The sequence below is a fragment of the Streptomyces sp. NPDC089424 genome (genome assembly GCF_044749345.1).
In the GTDB taxonomy this organism is placed as follows: Bacteria; Actinomycetota; Actinomycetes; order Streptomycetales; family Streptomycetaceae; genus Streptomyces.
Window position 1 is genome coordinate 317,864 of record NZ_JBIVHU010000003.1, and the last position, 23,171, is coordinate 341,034.

Here is a 23,171-nt window from a genome sequence, read left to right on the forward strand (position 1 = left end):
ACACCATGCAGAGTCCGATCTTCGCCCACAACGACCAGCAGAGCCAGGAACGCTGGAGCCTGCAGAACAAGCAGATGCTGCGCGTCACCCTGGAGGGCCACGACGACGTCCTGGCCCGCAAGGGCACCATGGTCGCCTACCAGGGGCTCGTCGAGTTCGACGCCGAGTACCAGGGCAACAGCGCCACACGCGCGCGTGCCCGCACCGGTGAGGGCCTGGACCTGATGCGCTGCCACGGGCAGGGCACGGTCTATCTCGCCAACCTCAAGCAGCACGTCCACCTCATCGACGTGGACCAGGAGGGACTGACCGTCGACAGCAGCTACGTGCTGGCGATGGACTCCGGGCTGCACCACGAGGTGATCGCCGTCGACAGCCTCTACGGCATCTCCGGCTCCGGGAAGTACCAGCTCAACATCACCGGCCGGGGCAAGGTCGCCCTGATGACCTCGGGCGCGCCCCTGATGATGCAGGTCACCCCGGACAGGTACGTCAACTGCGACGCCGACGCGATCGTCGCCTGGTCCACCGCGCTGCGCGTGCAGATGCAGGCCCAGACGCACTCCTCCGGAGTGTGGCGACGCCGGGGCAACACCGGCGAGGGCTGGGAGCTCAGCTTCATGGGCACCGGCCATGTGCTGGTCCAGCCCAGCGAGCTGCTGCCGCCGCAGAACGCCGTGATCGGGCAGGGCGCCGCCGCGCAGTTCGGCATGGGACAGCACGGGGCGCGCGGACAGAACCAGGGCAACGTCTGGAGCTGAGCCGTCCGGAAAGCGAACGTGTAAGGGGTGCCTGCCTCGGCGGGCGCCCCTTACACGTTCACAGCCGGTCGCGGGTCGCCCGCACCAGCCGGACGACCGATTCGTCGGCCACGTCCGCGACCTCGTCGTACCCGAACCAGCGCAGGTCCAGGGACTCGTCGCTGATCGCCGCCACGGATCCGGCCGGGGCCAGCGCCGCGTACTGGACGTCGAGGTGCCAGGCGCACGGTGTGAGATGGCGGTCCAGGCGCACCGGACCCCCGGGCAGCAGGGACAACCCCGGGATCCCGGACTCCTCGGTGCCCTCGCGCAGGGCCGCCGCGGCGAGCGAGGCGTCCTCCGGCTCGCAGTGGCCGCCCATCTGGAGCCACATGCGCAGCTTGCGGTGCAGGGTGAGCAGCACCCGCCCCTGCTCCGGGTCGATCACCAGGGCGCTCGCCGTGATGTGACCGTCCGCGCACGCCTTCCACATGCCCTCGGGGTGGGCCGCCAGATGGTCCAGATACGTCTGACGCAGTTCTTCCTGGTCCTCGTAGCTCTTCAGTACGAGGACCGCGTCGGCGTGCAGGCTCACTCGGTGTCGTCGCCCTTGTCGCCCTTGTCGTCCTCGGGACCCTCGTCCTGGCCCTTCTTGCGCAGGTCAGGCTTGTCCGCCGCCTCGCCGAGCATCTTGTCCAGCTCGGAGAAGTCCATCTGCTCGCGGTGGACGAAGCCGTCCGGGTCGTCCAGATCGTGCGCCGTCGGCAGCATGTCCGGGTGCGCCCACAGGGCGTCGCGGCCGTCGACACCGCGCGCGTCCGTGAGGGACGCCCACAGACGGGAGGCGTCGCGCAGCCGGCGCGGGCGCAGTTCCAGGCCGATCAGCGTGGCGAAGGTCTGCTCCGCGGGGCCGCCCGTCGCACGACGGCGGCGCAGGGTCTCGCGCAGCGCGTCGGCGGAGGACAGCCGCGGCTTGGCGGCGGCGTGCACCACCGCGTCCACCCAGCCCTCGACGAGGGCCAGCGCCGTCTCCAGCCGGGCCAGCGCCGCCTTCTGCTCGGGCGTGTCCTCCGGCTGGAACATGCCCTGCTGCAGCGCGTCCTGCAACTGCTCGGGGTTCTGCGGGTCGAACTGGCCGACCACGTCCTCCAGCTTGGCCGTGTCGACCTTGATCCCGCGCGCGTACCCGTCGACGGCGCCGAACAGGTGCGAGCGCAGCCACGGCACATGAGCGAAGAGGCGCTGGTGGGCGGCCTCGCGCAGGGCGAGATACAGCCGCACCTCCTCCTTGGGCACGCCCAGGTCCTTGCCGAACGCCGCGACGTTCAGCGGCAGCAGCGCGGCCTTGCCGGCCGGGCCGAGCGGCAGGCCGACGTCGGTCGAGCCGACGACCTCGCCCGCGAGCACGCCCACGGCCTGCCCGATCTGGGTGCCGAACATCGCGCCGCCCATCGAGCGCATCATGCCGATCAGCGGGCCGGCCATGGCCTGCATCTCCTCCGGCAGGACGTCGCCCATCGCGGCGCCGACACGCTCGGCGACCGGGTCGACCAGCTCCTGCCAGGCGGGCAGGGTCGCCTCGACCCACTCCGCGCGGCTCCAGGCCACCGCCGAGGCGGCCCCGGAGGGCAGGGACGTCGCGTCGTCCAGCCACAGGTCGGCGAGGCGGACGGCCTCCTGGACGGCGGTGCGCTCGGCGGGGCCGACGCTCGCGTCCTTGGTGCCGTCCGACGTGCCCTGGGAGACCGTCTGGCGGGCGATCTGCTTGGCCATGTCCCAGTTCACCGGGCCGCCCTCGTAGGAGAGCATCTGGCCCAGCTGCTGGAACGCGGCGCCCAGGTCGGTGGGGTTCAGCGAACCGAACATGGCAGCGAGCGGATTGTCCGCACCGGGGCCACCAAAGCCTCCGGCACCGGGCAGCCCGCCGAATCCGAACGGGTTGGCCGGTCCCTGACCACCACCGCTCTGCTGGTCCTTCTTCTTGCCCTCGTCGCCGTCTTCCGGCTCCTCCGGCGGAAGGCCGAATCCGAATGGGGTGTCACTCACGGGATTCCTCGGCTGGTAAGGCCGCCGGTCTCCGCCGGCGGCACGACTGCCCGACAACACCACCCAGCCTAGACACCCCGGGCGGATCGGGCCTCGGTGCTTTGCCGACTCACGGGCTGCGGCAGGATGGATGCCACCTGGTACGTACGCGTCCTCGCGCTCGTATGTGAAGACAACCGCTGGAGACACCTGGTGAGTTCCCCAGATCCGCAGGTTCGCGCAGCGCGAAACCACTCAACCCCCTCCGCCCTGCGCGGACCCGTCGTCGCGGTCACCGGCGCCGCGTCCGGTGTGGGCGCGCTGCTCACCGCGCGGCTGGCCGCGTCGGAGGAGATCAAGCAGGTCATCGCCATCGACGAGCGGCGCGGGGAGTGCGCCGAGGCGCAGTGGCACATCCTCGACGTGCGGGATCCGGCGATCGTGGAGAAGCTGCGGGGCGCGGACGTGGTGGTGCACCTGGCGCTCGACCTGGACCTGGAGACGGACGCGGCCGCCCGGACGGCGTACAACGTGCGCGGCACGCAGACCGTGCTGACCGCCGCCGCGGCGGTCGGGGTGCACCGGGTGGTGCTCTGCACCTCGGCGATGGTCTACGGGGCGCTGCCGGACAACGAGCTGCCGCTGTCGGAGGACGCGGAGCTGCGGGCGACGGCGGAGGCCACCGGGGTCGGGGACCTGCTGGAGATCGAGCGCCTGGCGCGGCGGGCGCCCCGCGCGCATCCGGGGCTGAACGTCACCGTGGTGCGGCCCGCTGTCCTCGTAGGAGGCACGGACACCGCGCTGACCAGGTACTTCGAGTCACCTCGGCTGCTCGTCGTCGCGGGGTCGCGGCCGGCCTGGCAGTTCTGTCACGTCGAGGACCTGTGCAGCGCGCTGGAGTACGCCGTCCTGGAGAAGGTCGACGGGGAGCTCGCCGTGGGCTGCGAGGGGTGGCTGGAGCAGGAGGAGGTCGAGGAGCTGAGCGGGATCCGGCGGATGGAGCTGCCGTCGGCGGTGGCGCTGGGCGCGGCCGCCCGTCTGCACCGGATCGGCCTGACGCCCTCTCCGGCGGGGGACCTGGCGTACACGATGTATCCCTGGGTGATCAGCGGGAGCAGGCTCCACGACGCCGGATGGCGGGCGCAGTGGACCAACGAGGAGGTCCTCGCCGAACTGCTCGAAGAGGTCTCCGGGCGGCACACCGTGGCCGGTCGGCGGCTCGGGCGCAAGGACGCGACGGCGGCGGGCGCCGCGGGAGCGACGGTGGCGCTGCTGGGAGCGGCGGCGGTGGTCCGGCGGGCCCGCAAGGCCCGGCGCCGGATCTGAGCCGGGCGGGCTCCGCGGCGTGCGCCGGTCGGCGCGGTCGCACGGGCCGGTCCTGTAGGAGGCTCCAAGCCCCCGCACGCGTGTGCCGGGCGAAAGCGCTATTCCGTGCTCCGCGCGCGTGGGGCACGATGGACGCATGGCAGCCACAGACGATCACCCCGGGGAGCAGGGCGCCCAGGAGCCCATCAAGCTGATCGGCGTCCGCGACACGCCGCTCTCCCTCGACGAGGTCTTCAGGGCCGTCGGGGACGACGCCGCCGGGGGAACCGCCCTGTTCGTGGGGACCGTGCGCAACCACGACGGGGGCGCCGACGTCGACGAGCTCGGGTACTCCTGCCACCCCGGTGCCGAGGACGAGATGCGCCGCGTGGCCGAGAAGGTCGTCGCCGAGTTCCCGGTGCGCGCGCTGGCCGCCGTCCACCGTGTGGGGGATCTGAAGGTCGGTGACATCGCCGTCGTGGTCGGCGTGTCCTGCCCGCACCGGGGTGAGGCCTTCGAGGCCTGCCGGAAGCTGATCGACGACCTCAAGCACGAGGTGCCCATCTGGAAGCACCAGAAGTTCTCCGACGGCACCGAGGAGTGGGTCGGCGCCTGCTGAGCCTCCAGCCGGGCGACTCCGGTTGCGTAACCACACCCCTGGTATGAGCGTTGTCACTGCGAACGGTTAATCTGCTGATCAGTCAGTTGCGCTCATGGGGTTGGAGGTCGGCATGGCGGCGCTCGCCTGGTTGCTGATTCCGCTTGTGGCTGCTGTCGGCGCGGGTCTGTGGGGCACATGGGCCAACAGGACCCGCAGGGCCCGGAGCGACGGTCCCGAGCTGGACGGCTACGCGCGCTTCCGCGCGGCCATGGAGAGGTCCCACACCGGTCCGTGACCCGGGAGGCGGCCCTGACGGTGCGCCGACACGCCCGTCCCGTATCGTCGTGACATGCCACGCCGCACCGCGACGATGCTCGCCTCCACCCTGATGCTGATCGCGCTTCTGTGCGCGGGTGTGCTCATCCCCGTGCCGTACGCGGAGATGTCCCCGGGGCCGACGGTGAACACGCTGGGGGACCACGACGGCGAGCCGGTGCTGCAGATCGCGGGGCGCAAGACCTACCCGACGGACGGCCACCTCAACATGACCACCGTCCGCGTGACCAGCGCCGACTACCGCATGAACCTCGTCGAGGCGGTCTACGGCTGGCTCGCGCACGACAACAAGGTCGTCCCGCACGACACCCTCTACCCGGACGGCAAGACGGAGGAGCAGTCGACCCAGGAAAACGCCGAGGAGTTCAGCCAGTCCCAGGAGAGCGCCAAGGTGGCGGCCCTGAAGGAACTCGGTGTCAAGGTGGCCTCCTGGGTGATCGTCTCCACCGTCGTGAAGGACTCCCCGGCCGAGGGCAGGCTGCACGCCGGCGATGTGATCAAGGCCGTCGACGGCGCGGTGGTGAAGGCCCCCGGCGACGTGGCCGAACTGGTGACCAAGCACAAGCCCGGCGAGGACGTCGTCTTCACGATCGTGCCCGCCAAGGAGCAGGCCGCCGCAGAGAAGGAGAAGCGCGACCCGGTGCGGACGGAGAAGGTCACGATCACCACCGCGACCTCCGACGACACCGGCGAGAAGCGCGCCATCGTCGGGATCTCCGCCGGAACGGACCACACCTTCCCGTTCACCATCGACATCAAGCTCGCCGACGTCGGCGGCCCGAGCGCCGGCCTGATGTTCGCGCTCGGCATCTACGACAAGCTCACCCCGGGCTCCCTCACGGGCGGCTCCTTCGTCGCCGGCACCGGCACGATCGACGACGACGGCACGGTCGGTCCGATCGGCGGCATCGAGATGAAGACGGTGGGCGCGCGCAGCAAGGGCGCCGAGTACTTCCTGACGCCCGCGGACAACTGCGCGGCCGCCGCGACGGACACCCCCGACGGCCTCACCCTGGTCAAGGTCGACACCATCGACGACGCCCTCGGGGCCCTGAAGGACATCCGCGACGGCGACACCGCCGGCCTGCCGAAGTGCACGGCCAAGGGCTGACCGCCGCACCTCGGGCACGCGCGCGCGTGCCCGAGGTCGCACCGCGGCCGCTCAGTCCGCGAACGTGGCCGCCAGTGCCTCCGCGAGACCGGGGACCAGCTCGGAACCGGTGAGGACCTCCGTCGGAGTGTCCTTCTCCCGGAGCCGAAGGGCCGCGTCGCGTCCACCGTCGCGCAGTACGGCGACCGTCATGCGGACCTCCTGGCGCTCCGGATGCCGGGCCACCCACTTGGCGAGCGCGGCCTCGTCGAGATCGTCCGGGACCTGGGTCTCGGCGGTCGGCGGCAGCATCAGCCGTTCCACCGTGAGCGCGCAGCCGGCCACCGCCTCGGGCCAGGCGATGGTGCCGAGGAACTCGTCGAGCGGCTTGTCCGTTGGGATTTCGTCCTGCTCGATCGGGGTGAGACCGGCCGCGTCCGGCTCGTCACCCAGGCCGAGCTGCCTCGCCAGCGCGGGTTCCTGGGCCCGCAGCTGCGCGGTGTCTACGAGGGCGAAAAGGCGTGCGGGCTGGTCCCAGCCGAGGCCGGAGGCGTACTCGTCGATCTCGAGTACGGCCCGGGTGAGCGGGTTCGCCGCCATGGGTGTGTTGGACATGGTCACAATCCTGCCTCGTTCCCACCCCGAACCGGGAACCGAGTAAAGCGTGAGTAAGTTGCATAGGTGAGGCCCTACGATCACGGGGCCCAAAACGGCCCACGAAAACGGGGGCCCGACAGACCAACAGCGATTTTCGAGGTGCCACCTTGGCTTTCCAGATGCCGGACCGCGGCGGAGGCCCGACGGGGCCACGGATCAGAGTGGGCCGCCCGTCCCGGCGTGTCCGGACCCTGCTCATGACACTGGGTGTCCTCGCCGTGCTCGCCATGGCGTTCACCATGTTCGCGGGCTTCTGGACGGACTGGCTCTGGTACCGGTCGGTGAATTATTCGTCCGTCTTCACCACCACGCTGACGACCAAGATCGGCCTCTTCTTCGTCTTCGGACTGCTGATGGCCCTGGCCGTCGGGTTCAACATCTGGCTGGCCCACCGGCTGCGTCCGCCGCTGAGCGCGATGTCGATGGAGCAGCAGAGCCTCGACCGCTACCGGATGAGCATCGCGCCGTACAAGAAGTGGCTGCTGTTCGCGATCACCGCCCTGGTGGGCCTGATCGCGGGCGCCTCCGCCTCCGGTCAGTGGCGCACCTGGCTGATGTGGGTCAACGGCGTGCCCTTCGGACAGAAGGACCCGCAGTTCGATCTGGACGTCGCGTTCTACGCGTTCGACCTGCCCTGGTACCGGTTCATGCTCGGCTTCGGCTTCGCCGCCGCGATCCTCTCGCTGATCGCCGCCGCGCTCACGCACTACCTGTACGGCGGGCTGCGGGTCACCAGCCCGGGCGCGCGCGCCACGGCCGCCGCGACCGGACATCTGTCGGTGCTCATCGGGATCTTCGTCGCGCTGAAGGCGGTCGCCTACTGGCTCGACCGGTACGGCCTGGCGGTCAAGTCCAGCGACTTCAAGGCCACGGACAACTGGACGGGCCTGCGCTACGTCGACGCCAACGCCTACCTGCCGGCCAAGACGATCCTGTTCTGCATCGCCGTCATCTGCGCCCTGCTGTTCTTCTCCACGATCTGGCGGCGCACCTGGCAGCTGCCGCTGATCGGCTTCGGCCTGATGGTGCTGTCCGCGATCCTGATCGGCGGGCTGTACCCGGCGATCGTGCAGAAGTTCCAGGTCCAGCCGAACGAGCAGGCCAAGGAAGCCCCGTACGTCGAGAAGAACCTCGCGGCCACGCGTGAGGCGTACGGCATCGACGGCACCCAGGTCACCGAGTACTCGGGCACGGCCAACACCAAGGACACCACCAAGCTGCGGGACGACGTCGACTCCACGGCGAGCATCCGCATCATGGACCCCAACATCATCTCGCCGACCTTCCAGCAGCTCCAGCAGATGCGGAAGTACTACGCCTTCCCGACCAACCTGGACGTCGACCGCTACAGCGCGGACGGCAAGGAGCAGGACACGGTCATCGGTCTGCGCGAGCTGAACTACGCGGGCATCGACAAGAAGAACTGGATCAACAACCACTTCCGCTACACCCACGGCTACGGCGCGGTCGCCGCCAAGGGCACCTCCGTGGACACCGAGGGCCGCCCGGTCTTCACCGAGTCCGACCTGCCGTCCAAGGGCCAGCTCGGCTCGTACGAGCAGCGGATCTACTACGGCGAGAAGACCAACACCTACTCGATCGTCGGCGGTCCCCAGAAGGAGATCGACTACTCCGACGACAGCGGTGAGAAGACGTACAGCTACGAGGGCAAGAGCGGCGTCAACCTCGAGAACCCGATAAACCGGGCCGCCTACGCCGTCGCGCTCAACGAGCCGCAGATCCTCTACTCGGGCGCGATCGGCGACGGTTCGCGGATCCTGTACAACCGCACGCCGAAGCAGCGCGTGGAGGCGGTCGCCCCGTGGCTGACCATCGACGGCGACGCCTACCCCGCGGTCGTCAACAACCGGATCCAGTGGATCGTCGACGCGTACACGACGACGAACGGATACCCGTACGCCTCGCGTACGACCCTCGGTGACACCACAGCCGACTCGCTGACCGCGACCAACGACCAGCGTGCGGTGGTGGCCCAGCAGAACCAGGTCAACTACATCCGCAACTCGGTGAAGGCGACCGTCGACGCGTACACCGGTGAGGTCAAGCTCTACCAGTGGGACACCCAGGACCCGGTCCTGAAGACCTGGATGAAGGCGTTCCCCGACACGGTCGAGCCCAAGAGCGAGATCTCGGGCGATCTGATGGCCCATCTCCGGTACCCGCAGGACCTGTTCAAGGTCCAGCGTGAGCTGCTGACCCGCTACCACGTCAAGGACGCCGACACCTTCCTCAGCGGCAGCGAGGTGTGGCAGGTGCCGGACGAGCCGACCAACAAGTCGGGCGACGCGGTGCCGCCGTACTACCTCAGCATGCGGATGCCCGACCAGGCGGAGCAGGCGTTCTCGCTGACGACGACGTTCACGCCCAACGGCCGTGACAACCTGAGCGCGTTCATGGCGGTGGACGCGGAGGCGGGCAAGAGCGACTACGGCAAGATCAGAATCCTGAAACTGCCGACGAGTACGACGGTCAACGGACCCAAGCAGGTCCAGAGCCAGTTCAACTCGGAACAGGACATCGCCGAATCCATCCGGCTGCTGAGAGGCGGCGACTCGGAGGTGGAGTACGGCAACCTCCTCACGGTGCCGCTGGACGGCGGACTGCTGTACGTGGAGCCGGTGTACGTGCGAGGCGGCGGACTCCAGTACCCGCTGCTGCGCAAGGTGCTGGTGAGCTACGGCGGCAACACCGCCTTCGAGGACACCCTCGACGAGGCCCTCAACAAGGTCTTCGGGGCGCAGGGTTCGACCCCGCCGCCGCCGGAGGAACCCGGCGAGGGCGACGGCACCACCACGCCACCGCCGACGAGCGAGAACCCGACGGTCCAGGAGGCGCTCAACGACGCCCAGAAGGCCTTCGAGACCGGCCAGGAGGCGCTCAAGAACGGCGACTGGGAGGCGTACGGCCGGGCCCAGGAGGACCTGGAGGCGGCGCTGCGGCGGGCCGAGGAGGCACAGTCGCGGGCCGGCGGTGGCGCCGGTTCCAACGGCGCCACCAGCAGCCCGAGCCCCAGTGGCAGCCCGAGCCCGAGTGGCAGTCCGAGCCCGAGCGGCAGTCCACAGAGCAGCTGATCGAAAAGCTCCTCCCGCGTCGTGATACGGTTGCAGAACAACGGCGCGGGGTGGAGCAGCTCGGTAGCTCGCTGGGCTCATAACCCAGAGGTCGCAGGTTCAAATCCTGTCCCCGCTACTGAAGTCGACGTGACGTCGGCCAAGCGAAGGCCCGGATCCTCCAAGGATCCGGGCCTTCGTGGTGTGCGAACGCATGTGCCGACGTGCCATATCGCCGTGCCGCCGTGGGGAGTTGGGGGATCTGTGTTTGACTTGTCTCTCTGTGGGCATGTCGACAAAACGCTGAAGTGACCTCACTGGCTGCGGTATACGAGGTGTACCCAGGTTGCAGGTGGTGCGACGATGGACGTTATGGGGGACAAGGCAACTCTGTTCGAGACAGGGCGATTTGTGCAGTCTGCCGGCCAGGAGGAAACCCGGGACGAAACGGGCGAGGCGGTCGAGGAGGCGCGTCAGCGGCTCGCCGCCGAGGCCGGTGACGCCGAGGCGATGAGCGTCCTCGGGGCCATGCTCCTGCGCCGCGGCGATCTCGACGGAGCCGAACCCCATCTGCGCGCCGCGACCGCCGAGGGCGACCGCGCCGCCGCGAACAATCTGGGCGTCCTGCTGCACCAGCGGGGATACGCCGACGAGGCCGCCGGCTGGTGGCGGATCGCCGCCGTCGCGGGCAGCGCGGCCGCCGCGCACGCCCTCGGGCGGCATCACCGGGAGCGGGGCGACGAGCCGGCCGCCGAGTACTGGCTGCGGCAGTCCGCCGAGCAGGGCCACGTCCTCGGGGCGTACGCGCTGGCCGACCTCCTGGAGCACCGGGGGGACGGGGGCGCCGAGCAGTGGATGCGGGTCGCCGCCGAGCGGGGGCACCGGGAGGCCGCGTACCGCCTGGCTCGCACGCTTGATCGCCGAGGGCTGCACGAGGGCGGGGCCGGGGCCGACAACGGTGTCGTGATCACGGGCGGATTCAGCGGCAGGTCCGGCGGTGCCGACGTCGTGCCCGCCGCCTTTGCGGGCGCTCCCGCGGGTGCCGGGCCGGGCGCTCGCGCGGAGGTCCCCGCGGAGGAGGAGGCCGAGCAGTGGTACCGGCAGGCCGCCGCGCGCGGGCATCGCCGGGCCGCGCTGCACCTCGGGGCGATCCTGGAGAAGCGCGGGGAGCTGAAGGAGGCCGGGCGCTGGTACCTGACGTCCGCCAAGGACGGGGAGGCGCGCGCCGCCTGCGCGCTCGGCTTCCTGCTGCGGGACGCCGGGGACGAGGAGAGCGCCGCCGTGTGGTGGCTGCGTGCCGCACAGGACGGCGACGGCAACGCGGCGAACGCGCTGGGCGCGCTGCACGCCGAGCGGGGCGAGACGCAGACCGCCGAGCGGTGGTACCGGGCGGCCCTGGACGCCGGTGACGTGAACGGGGCGTACAACCTCGGGCTGCTCTGCGCCGAACAGAAGCGGATCACGCAGGCCGAGCAGTGGTACCGGCGCGCCGCCTACGCCGGGCACCGGGAGGCGGCGAACGCGCTGGCGATCCTGCTGCTCCAGGAGGGCGACGAGAGCGGGGCGGAGCCCTGGTTCTCCAAGGCGGCCGAGGCGGGGAGCGTCGACGCCGCCTTCAACCTGGGGATCCTGCACGCCAAGCGGGGCGAGGACCGGGCCGCCCTGCGCTGGTACGAGCGGGCGGCGGCCGCCGGGCACATCGAGGCGGCCCTGCAGGTCGGGATGGCACGGCTGCGGGAGGGGGACGAGCGCGAGGCCGAGCGGCACCTGCGGTGCGCGGCGGGGGGCGGCAGCCCCGAGGCGGCGTACCGGCTGGCGGCGGTGCTCGACGCCCGGCGGCCGCCGGTGTCGCCGCACGAGCTGGGGGAGCCGTCGCACGAGAAGTCCGAGTGCGAGGAGTGGTACGAGCGTGCCGCGACGCAGGGGCACCGGCGGGCGCAGGTGCGGGTCGGCATGCTCGCGGCCGCCCGGGGTGACATCGTCGAGGCGGCCCGGTGGTACCGGGCGGCGGCCGAGGCGGGATCGCGGAACGGGGCGTTCAACCTGGGGCTGCTGCTGGCGCGGGAGGGCAGTGAGCCGGAGGCGGCGGTGTGGTGGACCCGGGCGGCCGACGCGGGGCACGGGCGGGCGGCGTTGCGGCTCGCCCTCGTCTACGCGCGTCGTGGGGAGCTGGCCGAGGGGCAGCGGTGGGCTGACCGCGCGGTGACCCTGGGGCCGGCGGAGGTCGCCGAGCGGGCGGCGCGGCTGCGGGACGCCCTGCGGGAGGAGCTGTCCGCCTGAGGGCGGGGCGGGCGCCGTCGCTGCCGCGCAGGCCCTCCTCAAGTCCGGCCTTCTGAAGTGATTTGCTTCTGTCCGCGTCCTTGACGTAACGTTGCATTCACCGACGCGGGGTGGAGCAGCTCGGTAGCTCGCTGGGCTCATAACCCAGAGGTCGCAGGTTCAAATCCTGTCCCCGCTACTGAAGGCCGAGGGCCGGAGTCCAGTCACTGGACTCCGGCCCTTGGTGTTGGCGCCTCACGGGCGCGCGCCTCGGCACAACAGCGAGCCCCCGGCGGCCGATCGGCGCCGGGGGCTGCTCAGTGGGGCGAAAACAGTGGGAACGGCGAAACGGCGAAGGCTTACGCCGCCGCGCAGTTCGGGCACACGCCGCGGTAGGTCACCTCGACGTCCGAGACCGTGAAGCCGAAGCGCTCCGAGTCGGGGAGGTCGGCCAGCGGGTTGCCCGTGGGGTGGACGTCGCGGATCGCGCCGCACCGGGCGCAGACCAGGTGGTGGTGCGGCTGGCGGGCGTTCGGGTCGTAGCGCTTGGCGCGCTTGTCCGTGCTGACCTCGAGCACCTCACCGAGGGAGACCAGCTCGCCCAGCGTGTTGTACACGGTGGCCCGGGAGATCTCGGGCAGCTTCGCGACAGCCCTGGCGTGCACCTCGTCGGCCGTCAGATGGACGTGTTCGCCGTCGAGGACCTCGGCCACGACGCGCCGCTGCGCGGTCATCCGCCATCCGCGTCCGCGCAGCCGGTCCAGAAGGTCACTCATGACAACCACCTTAGCAGCAGGCGGAATAAATTCCGAACAGGTGTGACTTTGGAGCCGTGATTGACTTAGACAAAGTCCATTGTAGGATCGAGTTCGGCTCTGGTCGGAGACAGGAACCGGCCATGCAGCTGGAAGACGCAAGAGTGACGCAGGAGGCGTACGTGACCCAGGGACCGCTCACGACGGAGGCCGGAGCTCCGGTCGCCGACAACCAGAACAGCGAGACCGCGGGCGCGGGCGGCCCCGTCCTCGTCCAGGACCAGCTGCTGCTGGAGAAGCTGGCCCACTTCAACCGCGAGCGCATCCCGGAGCGCGTCGTGCACGCCCGTGGCGCCGGGGCATACGGCACGTTCACCGTGACCGCCGACGTCACCCCGTACACACGGGCCAAGTTCCTCTCGGAGCCCGGCAAGCGGACCGAGGTCTTCCTCCGGTTCTCGACGGTGGCCGGCAACCTCGGCGCGGCGGACGCCGTCCGTGACCCGCGCGGCTTCTCGCTGAAGTTCTACACCGAGGAGGGCAACTACGACCTCGTCGGCAACAACACCCCGGTCTTCTTCGTCAGGGACGCCATCAAGTTCCCGGACTTCATCCACACCCAGAAGCGCGACCCGTACACCGGCTCGCAGGAGGCGGACAACGTCTGGGACTTCTGGAGCCTGTCCCCCGAATCCACGCACCAGGTGACCTGGCTGTTCGGCGACCGCGGCATCCCCGCCTCGTACCGTCACATGGACGGCTTCGGATCGCACACCTTCCAGTGGAGCAACGAGGCCGGCGAGGTCTTCTGGGTCAAGTACCACTTCAAGACCGACCAGGGGATCAAGAACCTCACGGCGCAGGAGGCGGAGGTCCTCGCGGGCAAGGACCCCGACTCCCACCAGCGCGACCTGCGCGAGTCCATCGAGCGGGGCGAGTACCCGTCCTGGACCGTGGGTGTGCAGATCATGCCGGCGGCCGACGCGGCGACGTACCGCTTCAACCCGTTCGACCTGACCAAGGTGTGGCCCCACGCGGACTACCCGGTCGTCGAGATCGGCAAGCTGGAGCTCAACCGCAACCCGCGGAACGTCTTCGCCGAGGTCGAGCAGTCGATCTTCAGCCCCGCCCACTTCGTGCCCGGGATCGGCCCCTCCCCGGACAAGATGCTCCAGGGCCGTCTCTTCGCCTACGGCGACGCCCACCGCTACCGCGTCGGCATCAACGCCGACCACCTGCCGGTGAACCGTCCGCACGCCACCGAGGCGCGCACCAACTCCCGCGACGGCTTCCTGTACGACGGCCGCCACGGCGGTGCGAAGAACTACGAGCCGAACAGCTTCGGGGGGCCGGCGCAGACCGGGCGCGCACTGTGGGAGCCGTTCGACGGCTTCACCGGCGGCACCGGCAACCACCCGACCCCGGCGCACGCCGAGGACGACGACTTCGTCCAGGCGGGCAACCTCTACCGGCTGATGTCGGCGGACGAGCAGGAGCGTCTGATCGACAACCTGGCCGGTGCGATCTCCGGCGTCTCGCGCGACGACATCGCCGCGCGGGCGATCGACAACTTCCGCCGGGCGGACGCCGACTTCGGCAAGCGGCTGGAGGCCGCGGTCCAGACCCTGCGCGGCTGACACCACCAGCACTGGACCGCTTGCCGGGGAAACGGGCCGGGTCTCCCTCGGGGAGACCCGGCCCGTTCGTGTGCTCAGGTGCCTGGTGTCCCCGTACTCACGCGGGGACCTGCTGCCGCGCGGGTGCCCAGCAGCGGATGATGTCGCGGACCGAGACGATACCGGTGGGTTCGCCGCCGTCCAGGACGATCAGGTGCCGGAAGCCGCCGTGCGCCATCGCGCGGGCCGCCTCCTCCAGGGTCCACGACGGGGCGGCGAACACCACGTCCGTGGTCGTGTGGTCGTGGGCGTGTTCGGTGTCGGGGTTCTGGCCGAGGCCCACGGAGTTCAGGATGTCGCGCTCGGTGAGGATGCCGATGCCGCCGGCGTCGGGGTCGTGGACGACGGCCGCGCCTACTCTGCGGGCGGACATCAGTGCGGCGGCCTGGCGCAGGGTGTGGGTGGGGCCGATGGTGAGGACGACTGTGCTCATGGCGTCACGTACGAGCATGGATGGAGCCACCTCCTGGAGTGTCCCCGCCGTTTGTTCATCGTTTCACAAATTCACAATCGGGGGGACTTTCAGAGTGGCAGGTAAAGCACGGGTCAACAAGTGTGCGTTCAGTACCGCTGGTTGAGGTAGCCCAGCAGTTCGTCGTGCAGCACGCCGTTCGACGCGGCGGCGTTGCCGCTGTGCGGGCCCGGGCGGCCGTCCAGGCCGGTGAAGGTGCCGCCCGCCTCGGTGACGATGATCGCGTTGGCGGCCATGTCCCACAGGGACAGCTCCGGCTCCGCGCACATGTCGACGGACCCCTCCGCGACCATCATGTAGGGCCAGAAGTCGCCGTACGCGCGCGTGCGCCACACCTCGCGGCCGAGGTCCAGGAAGCCGCCCAGGCGACCCTGCTCCTCCCAGCCGGAGAGGGAGGAGTACGCGAAGGAGGCGTCGGAGAGCTTGGAGACGCGGGAGACCTGGAGCCGGCTCGCGGAGGTGAGGCTGCGGCCGCTGAAGGCGCCGTTGCCCTTCGCCGCCCACCAGCGGCGGCCGAGGGCCGGGGCGGAGACAAGGCCGACGACGGGCTGGTAGCCGCCCTCCGCCGCCTCCATCAGGGAGATCAGGGTCGCCCAGACGGGGACCCCGCGCACGTAGTTCTTGGTGCCGTCGATGGGGTCGATGACCCAGCGGCGGGGGCCCGTGCCCTGGACGCCGTACTCCTCGCCGAGGACCGCGTCGCGTGGTCGGGCCCGCTGGAGGTGGCCCCGGATGAGCTCCTCGGCGGCCCGGTCGGCCTCGGTGACCGGCGTCATGTCGGGCTTGGTCTCGACCTTGAGGTCGAGGGCCTTGAAGCGGTCCGTCGTCGCGGCGTCGGCGGCGTCCGCGAGGACGTGGGCCAGACGCAGGTCGTCGAGATAGTCGGGCATGCAACGAACCGTATCTGTCATGGTCCGTGCGGAGCTACAGGGGGCGGTGGTGGCGAGTTGCGGCAGACGGCGGGCGCACGGCGGGAGCGCACGCCCCCGGCGAGGACACCTACCGAGCCCTCCACCCGTCCGGGGTGGAGGACACGTACCGAGCCCTCCACCCCGGACGACCTGCGCGAACCCTTGACAGTGCTCGCGTACGCGTCAAATCTGGGCGCAGTGTCCGTCCCCCCAGGGAGGCGACGATGCCTGCTGCACGGGAATCCCTGCTGGACGCCGCCTGCACGGCACTCGCGCGGCGGCCGTGGGCCGCCGTGCGGATGGTGGACGTGGCGGCGGCGGCCGGCGTGTCCCGGCAGACGCTGTACAACGAGTTCGGCAGCAAGGAAGGGCTGGCCAGAGCCCTGGTGCGCCGCGAGGCCGACGGCTACCTCGCCGGCGTCGAACGGGCCCTCGTCACACCGGGCGACGCCCGCGACCGTCTGACGGCGACCGCCGAGTGGACCGCCTCCGCGGCCCGCGACAACGTGCTCGTCCGTGCCCTGCTCACCGGCTGCTGGAGCGAGCGGCTGCCCTCTCCCACGCTGTCGGCGGTGCCGTCCTCCTCCGCGGTCCCCGCGCAACGGCGGGCGGACGGGGCGCTGCCGTCGCCCGGCGACTTCGTGGCGCTGGTCCGCGACCGCGCCGTGACGGTGCTCGGCGGCCCGGGCGCGCCCCCGGCGGAAGCCGCCGACCTGGCCCGCTCCTGCGAACTGGCCGTCCGGCTCGCGCTGTCCTGCGTGGCGGCGCCGCCCGGTGAGGGCGGCGTCGGGGACCTGGTGCGCGGCGCGCTGCACCGCCGGCCGGTGTGAGGCGGCGCTCCGAAGCGCTCAGTGGGACGAGCCGGAGAGCTGGAGGCCGATGACGCCGATGATGACCAGGCTGATCGAGACGATCTTCAGCGTGGAGACGAGGTCGCCCAGGAAGACCATGCCGTAGATGGCCGTCCCCGCCGCGCCGATGCCGGTCCACACCGCGTAGGCGGGGCCCACGTCGAGTTTCCGCAGCGCGAGCGTCAGCAGGCCGAAGCTGCCGAGCGCGAAGACGGCGAACGCGATGGTCGGCCAGAGCCGCGTGAAGCCGTGCGACAGCTTCAGGCAGACCGCGAAGCCGGTTTCCAGCAACCCGGCCACGATGACCAGCAGCCACGCCATGTGCTGTCCTCCCCGTTTCTCCACGTACTGTGACCGCTTGTCGGCGTTTGTCAGGGTTGGCATCCGGCTTTTGCGATTATGCCCTTACCGGAGCCGCCCCCGGACAAACCCCGCGTGAAGAGAAACAGCGGAAACGTCAGTCACCTTCCGGCTGCTCCCGCGTCGCCAGCAGCCGCCGCAGCGAGTACAGCCGGGCGGGGTCGGCGTGCCCGTCGGCCACCCACTGGTCCAGCGCGCAGTCCGGCTCGTCGTGACTGCACGCGCGCGGGCAGCCCTCCGTGCCCGGCTCCAGGTCGGGGAAGGCGTGGATGACCCGGGACGGGTCGACGTGCGCGAGTCCGAACGACCGGACGCCCGGGGTGTCGATCACCCAGCCGTCCGTGCCGTCCAGCGGAAGGGCGAGCGCGGACGTGGTGGTGTGCCGGCCCCGCCCGGTCACCGCGTTCACATGCCCGGTCGTGCGCCGCCGCTCCTTGGGCACCAGGGCGTTGACGAGGGTGGTCTTGCCGACGCCGGAGTGCCCGACGAAGGCCGTGACCCTCCCGTCCAGCTGCGCGAACACCCGCTCCGCCGCGTCGCCGCTCGCCAGTTCCTCGCGGCTGGTGACGACGTAGGGGATGTCGAGGTCGCCGTACAGTTCGAGGATCTTGTCCGGCGGGGCGAGGTCCGACTTGGTCAGCACCAGGAGCGGTTCCAGGCCGCCGTCGTACGCCGCGACCAGGCAGCGGTCGATCAGGCGCGGGCGGGGCTCGGGGTCGGCGAGGGCGGTGACGATGGCGAGCTGGTCGGCGTTGGCGACGACCACCCGCTCGTAGGGGTCGTCGTCGTCCGCGGTGCGGCGCAGCACCGAGGTGCGCTCGGCGATGCGCACGATCCGCGCCAGCGTGTCCTTCTTGCCGGACAGGTCCCCGACCAGGGCGACCCGGTCGCCGACCACCGCGGCCTTGCGGCCCAGCTCGCGGGCCTTCATGGCCATGACCACCGTGTCCTCGACCAGGCAGGTCAGGCGGCCCCGGTCGACGGTGAGGACCATGCCCTCGGCCGCGTCCTCGTGCTTGGGGCGGATGTGCGTACGCGGCCGGTTGCCCTTGCGGTTGGGGCGGGAGCGGATGTCGTCCTCGTCGGTGTGCTTGCCGTAGCGGCGCATGGCGTGACCCCTAGGCCCCGAGCATCCCGGTCCACAGGTCGGGGAAGTCCGGCAGGGTCTTCGCCGTCGTCGCCACGTTCTCGATCTGCACGCCCTCCACCGCCAGGCCGATGATCGCGCCGGCGGTGGCCATGCGATGGTCCTCGTACGTGTGGAAGATCCCCCCGTGCAGGCGGCGCGGGCGGATGTGCAGGCCGTCGGCGGTCTCGGTGACGTCACCGCCGAGCGCGTTGATCTCCTTGGTGAGCGCGGCCAGGCGGTCCGTCTCGTGCAGCCGCAGATGCGCGACGCCGCGCAGCGTGGAGGGGGAGTCGGCGAGCGCGGCGACCGCCGCGACGCCCGGGGTCAGCTCGCCGACGTCGCCGAGGTCCACGTCGATGCCGTGGACCGCGCCCGATCCGGTGAGGACCAGGCCGTACTCGGTCAGTTCGCAGGAGCCGCCCATCTCGGTGAAGATCTCGCGCAGCCGGTCCCCGGGCTGGGTGGTGCGGGACGGCCAGTCCGGGATCAGCACCTTGCCGCCGGTGACCAGGGCCGCCGCGAGGAAGGGCTGGGCGTTGGACAGATCCGGCTCGATCGTCAGGTCCCGGCCGAGCAGGGCGCCCGGTGTGACCCGCCAGACGTCGGGCTCGCCGCCCGCCTCCGGGGTGTCGACCTGGGCGCCGACCGCGCGGAGCATGTCGACGGTCATCCGGATGTGCGGCACGGACGGCAGCGTCGAGCCGATGTGGCGGACCTCGACGCCCTGGTTGAAGCGCGGGCCGGAGAGCAGTAGGGCGCTGACGAACTGGGAGGAGGAGGACGCGTCGATCTCGACCGGGCCGCCGTCCAGGGCGCCCCCGCCGTGCACGGTCAGCGGCAGCGCGCCGCGACCGTCGTCGTCGATCCGGGCGCCGAGCACGCGCAGGGCGTCGATGACGCCGTTCAGGGGACGCTCGTACGACCTCGGGTCGCCGTCGAAGCGGATCGGCCCGTCGGCGAGCGCGGCGACCGGCGGCAGGAAGCGCATCACCGTGCCGGCGTTGCCGACGTCCACCGTGGCCGGGCCGCGCAGGCCCGCCGGGAGCACCCGCCATGCCTCGCCCGTGCCGTCGGGGCCCACGCCCTCCTCGATGCCGACGCCCATCGCCCGCAGGGCGGCGGCCATCAGCAGCGTGTCGCGGGAGCGCAGCGGGCGGCGCAGCCAGCCGGGCTCGGAGGCGAGGGCCGCGAGCACCAGGGCGCGGTTGGTGACCGACTTGGATCCGGGCACATGGACCGTCGCGTCGACGGCTCCGCTCGCGTGCGGGGCGGGCCAGAGGGAGGTGTCTGCGGGGTTCTGCGCCATGAGCCCCACTCTAGTGGGCGGCGGGGGATCGGGTGCTGGTGCGTTGTGGCTGGTCGGGCAGTTCCCGGCGCCCCTCGCGAGCCGCTCACACCTCCAGCAGCCAGCGCCCGCCGCCGATCAGCGAGCTCAGCGACACCGCGTGGAAGAAGAACAGCCACAGCCCGGCCGGCACGTGCGTCAGCCGCGACAGCTGGTCGGCGTCGGAGTCGCCCGCGCCGCCCCGGCGCCGCTTGGCCTGGAGCTCGAACGCCGGACGCACCCCGCCGAGCAGCAGGAACCACACCACCACGTACGCGAACGCCGCCTGCACCTGGGGCCCGGCCAGCCAGGAGACCAGCAGGAACGAGCCGCCCGCCAGGACGACCGTCAGCACGCCGTAGGCGTTGCGGATCATCACCAGCATCGCCACCAGCAGGGCCGTCGCCACCCACAGCAGCAGCGTGATGTGCCCGGAGGCGAGCAGCGCCGCACCGCCGAGGCCGAGCAGCGGGGGCGCGGTGTAGCCGGCGGCGGCCGTGAGGATCATGCCGATGCCGTAGGGCTTGCCCCGGCTGACCGTCAGTCCGCTGGTGTCGGAGTGCAGGCGTATGCCGGTCAGGGTGCGGCCGGTGCACAGCGCGATCAGACCGTGGCCGCCTTCGTGGGCGATGGTGATCGCGTTGCGGGCGAGCCGCCACAGTCCGTGCGGGACGACCACGGCGACGGCGGCGGCCAGGGTCGCGAGGACGACCCACAGGTCCGGGTCGGGCTGGCTGCCGATGAGTTCGTCCCAAAGAGACGTGGCTGTCGTGCTGTCCATGTTTCCGGGGCGCTCCCTGTGTTCGGCGGAGGTCTGGCAGTGTGGCACGTATGTGCGGACGGTATGCGGCCAGTCGTGGACCCGAGGATCTCGCGGGAATCTTCGAGATCGAGAAGTGGGAGCCGGAGGAGACCCTGGAGCCCGATTTCAACGTGGCGCCCACCAAGGAGGTCTACGCCGTCCTGGACCGTCCCTTGAAGGACGTGGCCGATCCGCGACCGGTTCGGCAGCTGCGCAAACTGAAGTGGGGGCTCGTCCCGTCCTGGGCCAGGACGCCCGAGGGCGGCGCACGGATGATCAACGCGCGCGCCGAGACGGTGCACGAGAAGCCGGCCTACCGCCGTGCCTTCGCCACCCGCCGCTGCATCGTGCCCGCCGACGGCTACTACGAGTGGGTCACCGGGCAGCAGGAACGGGAGCTGGAGGTCGAGGGCAGGAAGAAGCGGCCGCGCAAGCAGCCGTACTTCGTGCTGCCCGCCGACGGTTCGGTGTTCGCGATGGCCGGTCTCTACGAGTTCTGGCGGGACCGGACGCTGCCCGACGACCACCCGCGGGCCTGGTGGGTCACCTGCTCGGTGATCACCACCGAGGCCGAGAGCGACCCGCTGGCGGTGTCCCCGGCCGAGGGCCCGCACACGCTCGCCGACATCCACCCGCGGATGCCGCTGATGCTCACCCCCGACCGCTGGGACGCCTGGCTCGACCCGTCCCGCACCGACCCCGACGACCTGCGCGACCTGCTCGCCCCGCCCCCGCCGGGACGGATGCGGGCCTACCCGGTGACCACGGCCGTCTCCAACGTCCGCAACAACGGGCCGGAGCTGCTGAAGGAGCTGGAGGGACCGGTCGAGGGCACACTCTTCTGATGTGAGTCCAGAAGTGACCGAAGAGACGGTCGAGACCGAGGTGGGCACCGCCCGCATCACCTGGCACCGGGCGCGGGGGGCCAGGCTCGTCCTGGCCGTCGGCCACGGCGCCGGCGGCGGCATCGAGGCCCGGGACCTCATGGCGTTGGCGCAGGCCCTGCCCCCGCACGGGGTGACCGTGGCCCGGGTGGAGCAGCCCTGGCGGGTCGCCGGGAAGAAGCTGGCGCCCGCGCCGAGGACGCTGGACGCCGGCTGGCGCGGGATCTGGCCCACGCTGGCGGCCCAGGGCACCCCGGTCGTCTCCGGCGGGCGCAGCGCCGGCGCCCGGGTCGCCTGCCGCACGGCGACGGAGCTGGGCGCGGCGGCCGTCCTCGCGCTCAGCTTCCCGCTGCACCCGCCGGGCAAGCCGGAGCGGTCCCGCGCCGCGGAACTGCTCGGCGCGGGGGTGCCCACCCTCGTCGTGCAGGGCGGGAACGACCCGTTCGGCAGGCCGCGGGAGTTCCCGGACGGCGACCACGAGCTGGTCGAGGTGCCCTACGGCGATCATGGCTTCGCCGTGCCGAAACGGGCGGAAATCAGCCAGGAGGAAGCTGTCGCGATCATCACCGACGCGGTGCTCGGGTGGACCGGGTCACTGGGGTGACGCTCCGGGAATGCCGGGACCCCGGCCACTGTTGAGGCGGACAGAAGTGCTGATGACCAGCACCGACGTCGTAGGAGAGGAAGTCCGCCGCATGGGTTCGACCTTCTGCCCGAGCCGTGGCAGCCGTGCTGACCTGGACTGGACGGTGCTGCACGCGGCCAAGACCGCCCCCATTCGAGCGGCGGCGGGTGCGGATCGTCGTCTATCCTCCGATTCTGGTGGGACCGGCTTCGGGCCTGCCCAGATTCCCGAGGAGGTGGGTCCGGTCACCGGTAACGACGCAGGGACCGACAACGGCCAGGCGGAGCTGCCCGAGGGCCAGGGCATCAGCGCGGAGACGACCGCGGAGCGCAGTGCGCGCTTCGAGCGGGACGCGCTCGAATACCTCGACCAGATGTACTCGGCGGCGCTGCGCATGACGCGTAACCCCGCCGATGCCGAGGACCTGGTGCAGGAGACGTACGCCAAGGCGTACGCGTCCTTCCACCAGTTCCGCGAGGGCACCAACCTCAAGGCCTGGCTGTATCGCATCCTCACGAACACCTTCATCAACTCGTACCGCAAGAAGCAGCGCGAACCCCAGCGCAGCGCGGCCGAGGAGATCGAGGACTGGCAGCTCGCCCGCGCCGAGTCGCACATGTCGACGGGGCTGCGCTCCGCCGAGTCGCAGGCGCTCGACCACCTGCCCGACTCCGACGTGAAGGAAGCCCTCCAGGCCATCCCCGAGGAATTCCGCATCGCCGTGTATCTCGCGGACGTAGAGGGCTTTGCGTACAAGGAGATCGCGGACATCATGGGGACACCCATCGGTACGGTGATGTCCCGGCTGCACCGTGGCCGTCGTCAGTTGCGCGGCATGCTCGAGGACTACGCCCGCGAGCGCGGGCTGGTCCCGGCCGGCGCCGGAGAGTCGAACGAAGCGAAAGGCTCGGGCTCATGAGCTGCGGAGAGCCGCACGAGACGGACTGCAGTGAGGTACTCGACCACCTGTACGAGTTCCTCGACAGCGAGATGCCGGACCTCGATCGCGAGAAGTTCCAGCAGCACTTCGAGGAGTGCTCGCCGTGCCTGGAGAAGTACGGCCTGGAGCAGGCCGTGAAGAAGCTGGTCAAGCGGTGCTGCGGTCATGACGACGTGCCCGCCGACCTGCGCGCCAAGGTGATGGGACGGCTCGACCTCATCCGCTCCGGGCAGTCGGTGCCCGAGCACGACGTGACGGCCGCTCCGCAGGAGTCGTAGAGTCACCCGAATGCGTTAATCCGCCGGCCTTCGGCCCGCGCCTCCTCCCGACCGTCCTAGGCTCCGAAGCCTGGGACAGG

At 71.0% G+C, this 23,171-nt stretch carries 23 protein-coding genes and 2 tRNA genes; 15 read left to right on the forward strand and 10 right to left on the reverse strand.

Annotated features, from left to right (window positions below; all coding sequences use genetic code 11):
* Positions 1-5: 5 nt before the first annotated feature.
* Positions 6-761, forward strand: coding sequence for an AIM24 family protein (locus ACIP2X_RS16405; protein WP_401673047.1), 756 nt, complete (start codon positions 6-8; stop codon positions 759-761).
* Between the two features lie 58 nt (positions 762-819).
* Here ACIP2X_RS16405 and ACIP2X_RS16410 read toward each other — a convergent pair whose 3' ends face one another.
* Entirely contained in the window at positions 820-1,335 is a 516-nt protein-coding gene (locus tag ACIP2X_RS16410; protein WP_401673050.1) for an NUDIX hydrolase, read from the reverse strand.
* On the reverse strand, positions 1,332-2,786 hold the full coding sequence (locus ACIP2X_RS16415; RefSeq protein WP_401673052.1) for a zinc-dependent metalloprotease: 1,455 nt from the start codon (positions 2,784-2,786) through the stop codon (positions 1,332-1,334). Before ACIP2X_RS16415 ends, ACIP2X_RS16410 begins: the two co-directional genes overlap by 4 nt.
* 192 nt (positions 2,787-2,978) lie before the next feature.
* On the opposite strand from ACIP2X_RS16415, the gene ACIP2X_RS16420 reads away from it, so the two are divergent.
* The 4 genes from ACIP2X_RS16420 (at position 2,979) to ACIP2X_RS16435 (ending at position 6,118) form a co-directional block, all read left to right on the forward strand.
* Positions 2,979-4,091, forward strand: coding sequence for an SDR family oxidoreductase (locus ACIP2X_RS16420; RefSeq protein WP_401673055.1), 1,113 nt, complete (start codon positions 2,979-2,981; stop codon positions 4,089-4,091).
* Positions 4,092-4,227: 136 nt separating this feature from the next.
* Positions 4,228-4,689, forward strand: coding sequence for a molybdenum cofactor biosynthesis protein MoaE (locus ACIP2X_RS16425; RefSeq protein ID WP_401673057.1), 462 nt, complete (start codon positions 4,228-4,230; stop codon positions 4,687-4,689).
* A 94-nt stretch (positions 4,690-4,783) separates the two neighbouring features.
* Complete coding sequence (locus tag ACIP2X_RS16430; RefSeq protein ID WP_401674518.1) at positions 4,784-4,966, forward strand: hypothetical protein; 183 nt, start codon at positions 4,784-4,786, stop codon at positions 4,964-4,966.
* 54 nt (positions 4,967-5,020) lie between these two features.
* Positions 5,021-6,118, forward strand: coding sequence for a PDZ domain-containing protein (locus ACIP2X_RS16435; protein ID WP_401673060.1), 1,098 nt, complete (start codon positions 5,021-5,023; stop codon positions 6,116-6,118).
* Between the two features lie 51 nt (positions 6,119-6,169).
* Here the strand turns inward: ACIP2X_RS16435 and ACIP2X_RS16440 are convergent, their stop codons facing one another.
* The gene (locus ACIP2X_RS16440; RefSeq protein WP_401673062.1) at positions 6,170-6,712 is read right to left on the reverse strand and encodes a PPA1309 family protein; all 543 of its coding nucleotides are present in this window, start codon (positions 6,710-6,712) and stop codon (positions 6,170-6,172) included.
* Positions 6,713-6,873: 161 nt separating this feature from the next.
* On the opposite strand from ACIP2X_RS16440, the gene ACIP2X_RS16445 reads away from it, so the two are divergent.
* From ACIP2X_RS16445 to ACIP2X_RS16460, 4 genes are all read left to right on the forward strand, one after another.
* On the forward strand, positions 6,874-9,846 hold the full coding sequence (locus tag ACIP2X_RS16445; RefSeq protein WP_401674464.1) for a UPF0182 family protein: 2,973 nt from the start codon (positions 6,874-6,876) through the stop codon (positions 9,844-9,846).
* A gap of 44 nt (positions 9,847-9,890) precedes the next feature.
* A tRNA-Met gene (locus tag ACIP2X_RS16450) sits at positions 9,891-9,964 on the forward strand.
* 224 nt (positions 9,965-10,188) lie between these two features.
* A complete protein-coding gene (locus ACIP2X_RS16455) occupies positions 10,189-12,105 on the forward strand; it encodes a tetratricopeptide repeat protein (protein ID WP_401673064.1) in 1,917 nt (638 codons plus the stop codon).
* Positions 12,106-12,209: 104 nt separating this feature from the next.
* Positions 12,210-12,283, forward strand: a tRNA-Met gene (locus ACIP2X_RS16460).
* A 160-nt stretch (positions 12,284-12,443) separates the two neighbouring features.
* Here the strand turns inward: ACIP2X_RS16460 and ACIP2X_RS16465 are convergent.
* A complete protein-coding gene (locus tag ACIP2X_RS16465; RefSeq protein ID WP_401673067.1) occupies positions 12,444-12,860 on the reverse strand; it encodes a Fur family transcriptional regulator in 417 nt (138 codons plus the stop codon).
* Positions 12,861-13,021: 161 nt separating this feature from the next.
* On the opposite strand from ACIP2X_RS16465, the gene ACIP2X_RS16470 reads away from it, so the two are divergent.
* Complete coding sequence (locus ACIP2X_RS16470) at positions 13,022-14,476, forward strand: catalase (RefSeq protein ID WP_401674466.1); 1,455 nt, start codon at positions 13,022-13,024, stop codon at positions 14,474-14,476.
* A gap of 97 nt (positions 14,477-14,573) precedes the next feature.
* Here ACIP2X_RS16470 and ACIP2X_RS16475 read toward each other — a convergent pair whose 3' ends face one another.
* Together ACIP2X_RS16475 and hisN are read right to left on the reverse strand one after the other, a co-directional pair.
* Positions 14,574-14,966: a cyclic nucleotide-binding/CBS domain-containing protein gene (locus ACIP2X_RS16475; RefSeq protein ID WP_401673069.1), complete on the reverse strand. Its 393-nt coding sequence runs from the start codon at positions 14,964-14,966 to the stop codon at positions 14,574-14,576.
* Positions 14,967-15,076: 110 nt separating this feature from the next.
* Entirely contained in the window at positions 15,077-15,877 is an 801-nt protein-coding gene (gene hisN / locus ACIP2X_RS16480) for a histidinol-phosphatase (RefSeq protein WP_401673072.1), read from the reverse strand.
* Between the two features lie 245 nt (positions 15,878-16,122).
* Between hisN and ACIP2X_RS16485 the strand changes: the two genes are divergently transcribed.
* On the forward strand, positions 16,123-16,728 hold the full coding sequence (locus tag ACIP2X_RS16485; RefSeq protein ID WP_401673074.1) for a TetR/AcrR family transcriptional regulator: 606 nt from the start codon (positions 16,123-16,125) through the stop codon (positions 16,726-16,728).
* Positions 16,729-16,746: 18 nt separating this feature from the next.
* Here the strand turns inward: ACIP2X_RS16485 and ACIP2X_RS16490 are convergent, their stop codons facing one another.
* From ACIP2X_RS16490 to ACIP2X_RS16505, 4 genes are all read right to left on the reverse strand, one after another.
* Positions 16,747-17,070: a DMT family transporter gene (locus tag ACIP2X_RS16490; protein WP_401673077.1), complete on the reverse strand. Its 324-nt coding sequence runs from the start codon at positions 17,068-17,070 to the stop codon at positions 16,747-16,749.
* 136 nt (positions 17,071-17,206) lie between these two features.
* Positions 17,207-18,217 carry a ribosome small subunit-dependent GTPase A gene (gene rsgA / locus ACIP2X_RS16495; RefSeq protein WP_401673080.1) on the reverse strand — a complete coding sequence of 337 codons (1,011 nt, stop codon included), beginning with the start codon at positions 18,215-18,217 and terminating at the stop codon, positions 17,207-17,209.
* Positions 18,218-18,227: 10 nt separating this feature from the next.
* A complete protein-coding gene (gene aroA, locus ACIP2X_RS16500; protein WP_401673082.1) occupies positions 18,228-19,544 on the reverse strand; it encodes a 3-phosphoshikimate 1-carboxyvinyltransferase in 1,317 nt (438 codons plus the stop codon).
* Between the two features lie 85 nt (positions 19,545-19,629).
* The gene (locus ACIP2X_RS16505; RefSeq protein ID WP_401673085.1) at positions 19,630-20,343 is read right to left on the reverse strand and encodes a M50 family metallopeptidase; all 714 of its coding nucleotides are present in this window, start codon (positions 20,341-20,343) and stop codon (positions 19,630-19,632) included.
* Positions 20,344-20,393: 50 nt separating this feature from the next.
* On the opposite strand from ACIP2X_RS16505, the gene ACIP2X_RS16510 reads away from it, so the two are divergent.
* The 4 genes from ACIP2X_RS16510 to rsrA all read left to right on the forward strand — a co-directional run bounded on the left by ACIP2X_RS16510 (position 20,394) and on the right by rsrA (position 23,091).
* Positions 20,394-21,209 carry an SOS response-associated peptidase gene (locus ACIP2X_RS16510; RefSeq protein WP_401673087.1) on the forward strand — a complete coding sequence of 272 codons (816 nt, stop codon included), beginning with the start codon at positions 20,394-20,396 and terminating at the stop codon, positions 21,207-21,209.
* 1 nt (position 21,210) lies between these two features.
* The gene (locus ACIP2X_RS16515) at positions 21,211-21,852 is read left to right on the forward strand and encodes an alpha/beta family hydrolase (protein WP_401673090.1); all 642 of its coding nucleotides are present in this window, start codon (positions 21,211-21,213) and stop codon (positions 21,850-21,852) included.
* A gap of 256 nt (positions 21,853-22,108) precedes the next feature.
* Positions 22,109-22,792 carry an RNA polymerase sigma factor SigR gene (gene sigR / locus ACIP2X_RS16520; RefSeq protein ID WP_401674469.1) on the forward strand — a complete coding sequence of 228 codons (684 nt, stop codon included), beginning with the start codon at positions 22,109-22,111 and terminating at the stop codon, positions 22,790-22,792.
* Positions 22,789-23,091, forward strand: a complete 303-nt coding sequence (rsrA, locus tag ACIP2X_RS16525) for a mycothiol system anti-sigma-R factor (RefSeq protein ID WP_401673093.1) — start codon at positions 22,789-22,791, stop codon at positions 23,089-23,091. The genes sigR and rsrA overlap by 4 nt, the downstream gene beginning before the upstream one ends.
* The last annotated feature ends 80 nt before the right edge of the window (positions 23,092-23,171 follow it).

Coding starts and splice junctions, on each gene's coding strand:
- ACIP2X_RS16405 (WP_401673047.1), top strand. CDS start 6: ATGCAGAGTCCGATCTTCGCCCACAACGACCAGCAGAGCCAGGAACGC.
- ACIP2X_RS16425 (WP_401673057.1), top strand. CDS start 4,228: ATGGCAGCCACAGACGATCACCCCGGGGAGCAGGGCGCCCAGGAGCCC.
- ACIP2X_RS16430 (WP_401674518.1), top strand. CDS start 4,784: ATGGGGTTGGAGGTCGGCATGGCGGCGCTCGCCTGGTTGCTGATTCCG.
- ACIP2X_RS16435 (WP_401673060.1), top strand. CDS start 5,021: ATGCCACGCCGCACCGCGACGATGCTCGCCTCCACCCTGATGCTGATC.
- ACIP2X_RS16440 (WP_401673062.1), bottom strand. CDS start 6,712: ATGTCCAACACACCCATGGCGGCGAACCCGCTCACCCGGGCCGTACTC.
- ACIP2X_RS16445 (WP_401674464.1), top strand. CDS start 6,874: ATGCCGGACCGCGGCGGAGGCCCGACGGGGCCACGGATCAGAGTGGGC.
- ACIP2X_RS16455 (WP_401673064.1), top strand. CDS start 10,189: ATGGACGTTATGGGGGACAAGGCAACTCTGTTCGAGACAGGGCGATTT.
- ACIP2X_RS16465 (WP_401673067.1), bottom strand. CDS start 12,860: ATGAGTGACCTTCTGGACCGGCTGCGCGGACGCGGATGGCGGATGACC.
- ACIP2X_RS16475 (WP_401673069.1), bottom strand. CDS start 14,966: ATGCTCGTACGTGACGCCATGAGCACAGTCGTCCTCACCATCGGCCCC.
- hisN (WP_401673072.1), bottom strand. CDS start 15,877: ATGCCCGACTATCTCGACGACCTGCGTCTGGCCCACGTCCTCGCGGAC.
- ACIP2X_RS16485 (WP_401673074.1), top strand. CDS start 16,123: ATGCCTGCTGCACGGGAATCCCTGCTGGACGCCGCCTGCACGGCACTC.
- ACIP2X_RS16490 (WP_401673077.1), bottom strand. CDS start 17,070: ATGGCGTGGCTGCTGGTCATCGTGGCCGGGTTGCTGGAAACCGGCTTC.
- rsgA (WP_401673080.1), bottom strand. CDS start 18,217: ATGCGCCGCTACGGCAAGCACACCGACGAGGACGACATCCGCTCCCGC.
- aroA (WP_401673082.1), bottom strand. CDS start 19,544: ATGGCGCAGAACCCCGCAGACACCTCCCTCTGGCCCGCCCCGCACGCG.
- ACIP2X_RS16505 (WP_401673085.1), bottom strand. CDS start 20,343: ATGGACAGCACGACAGCCACGTCTCTTTGGGACGAACTCATCGGCAGC.
- ACIP2X_RS16510 (WP_401673087.1), top strand. CDS start 20,394: ATGTGCGGACGGTATGCGGCCAGTCGTGGACCCGAGGATCTCGCGGGA.
- rsrA (WP_401673093.1), top strand. CDS start 22,789: ATGAGCTGCGGAGAGCCGCACGAGACGGACTGCAGTGAGGTACTCGAC.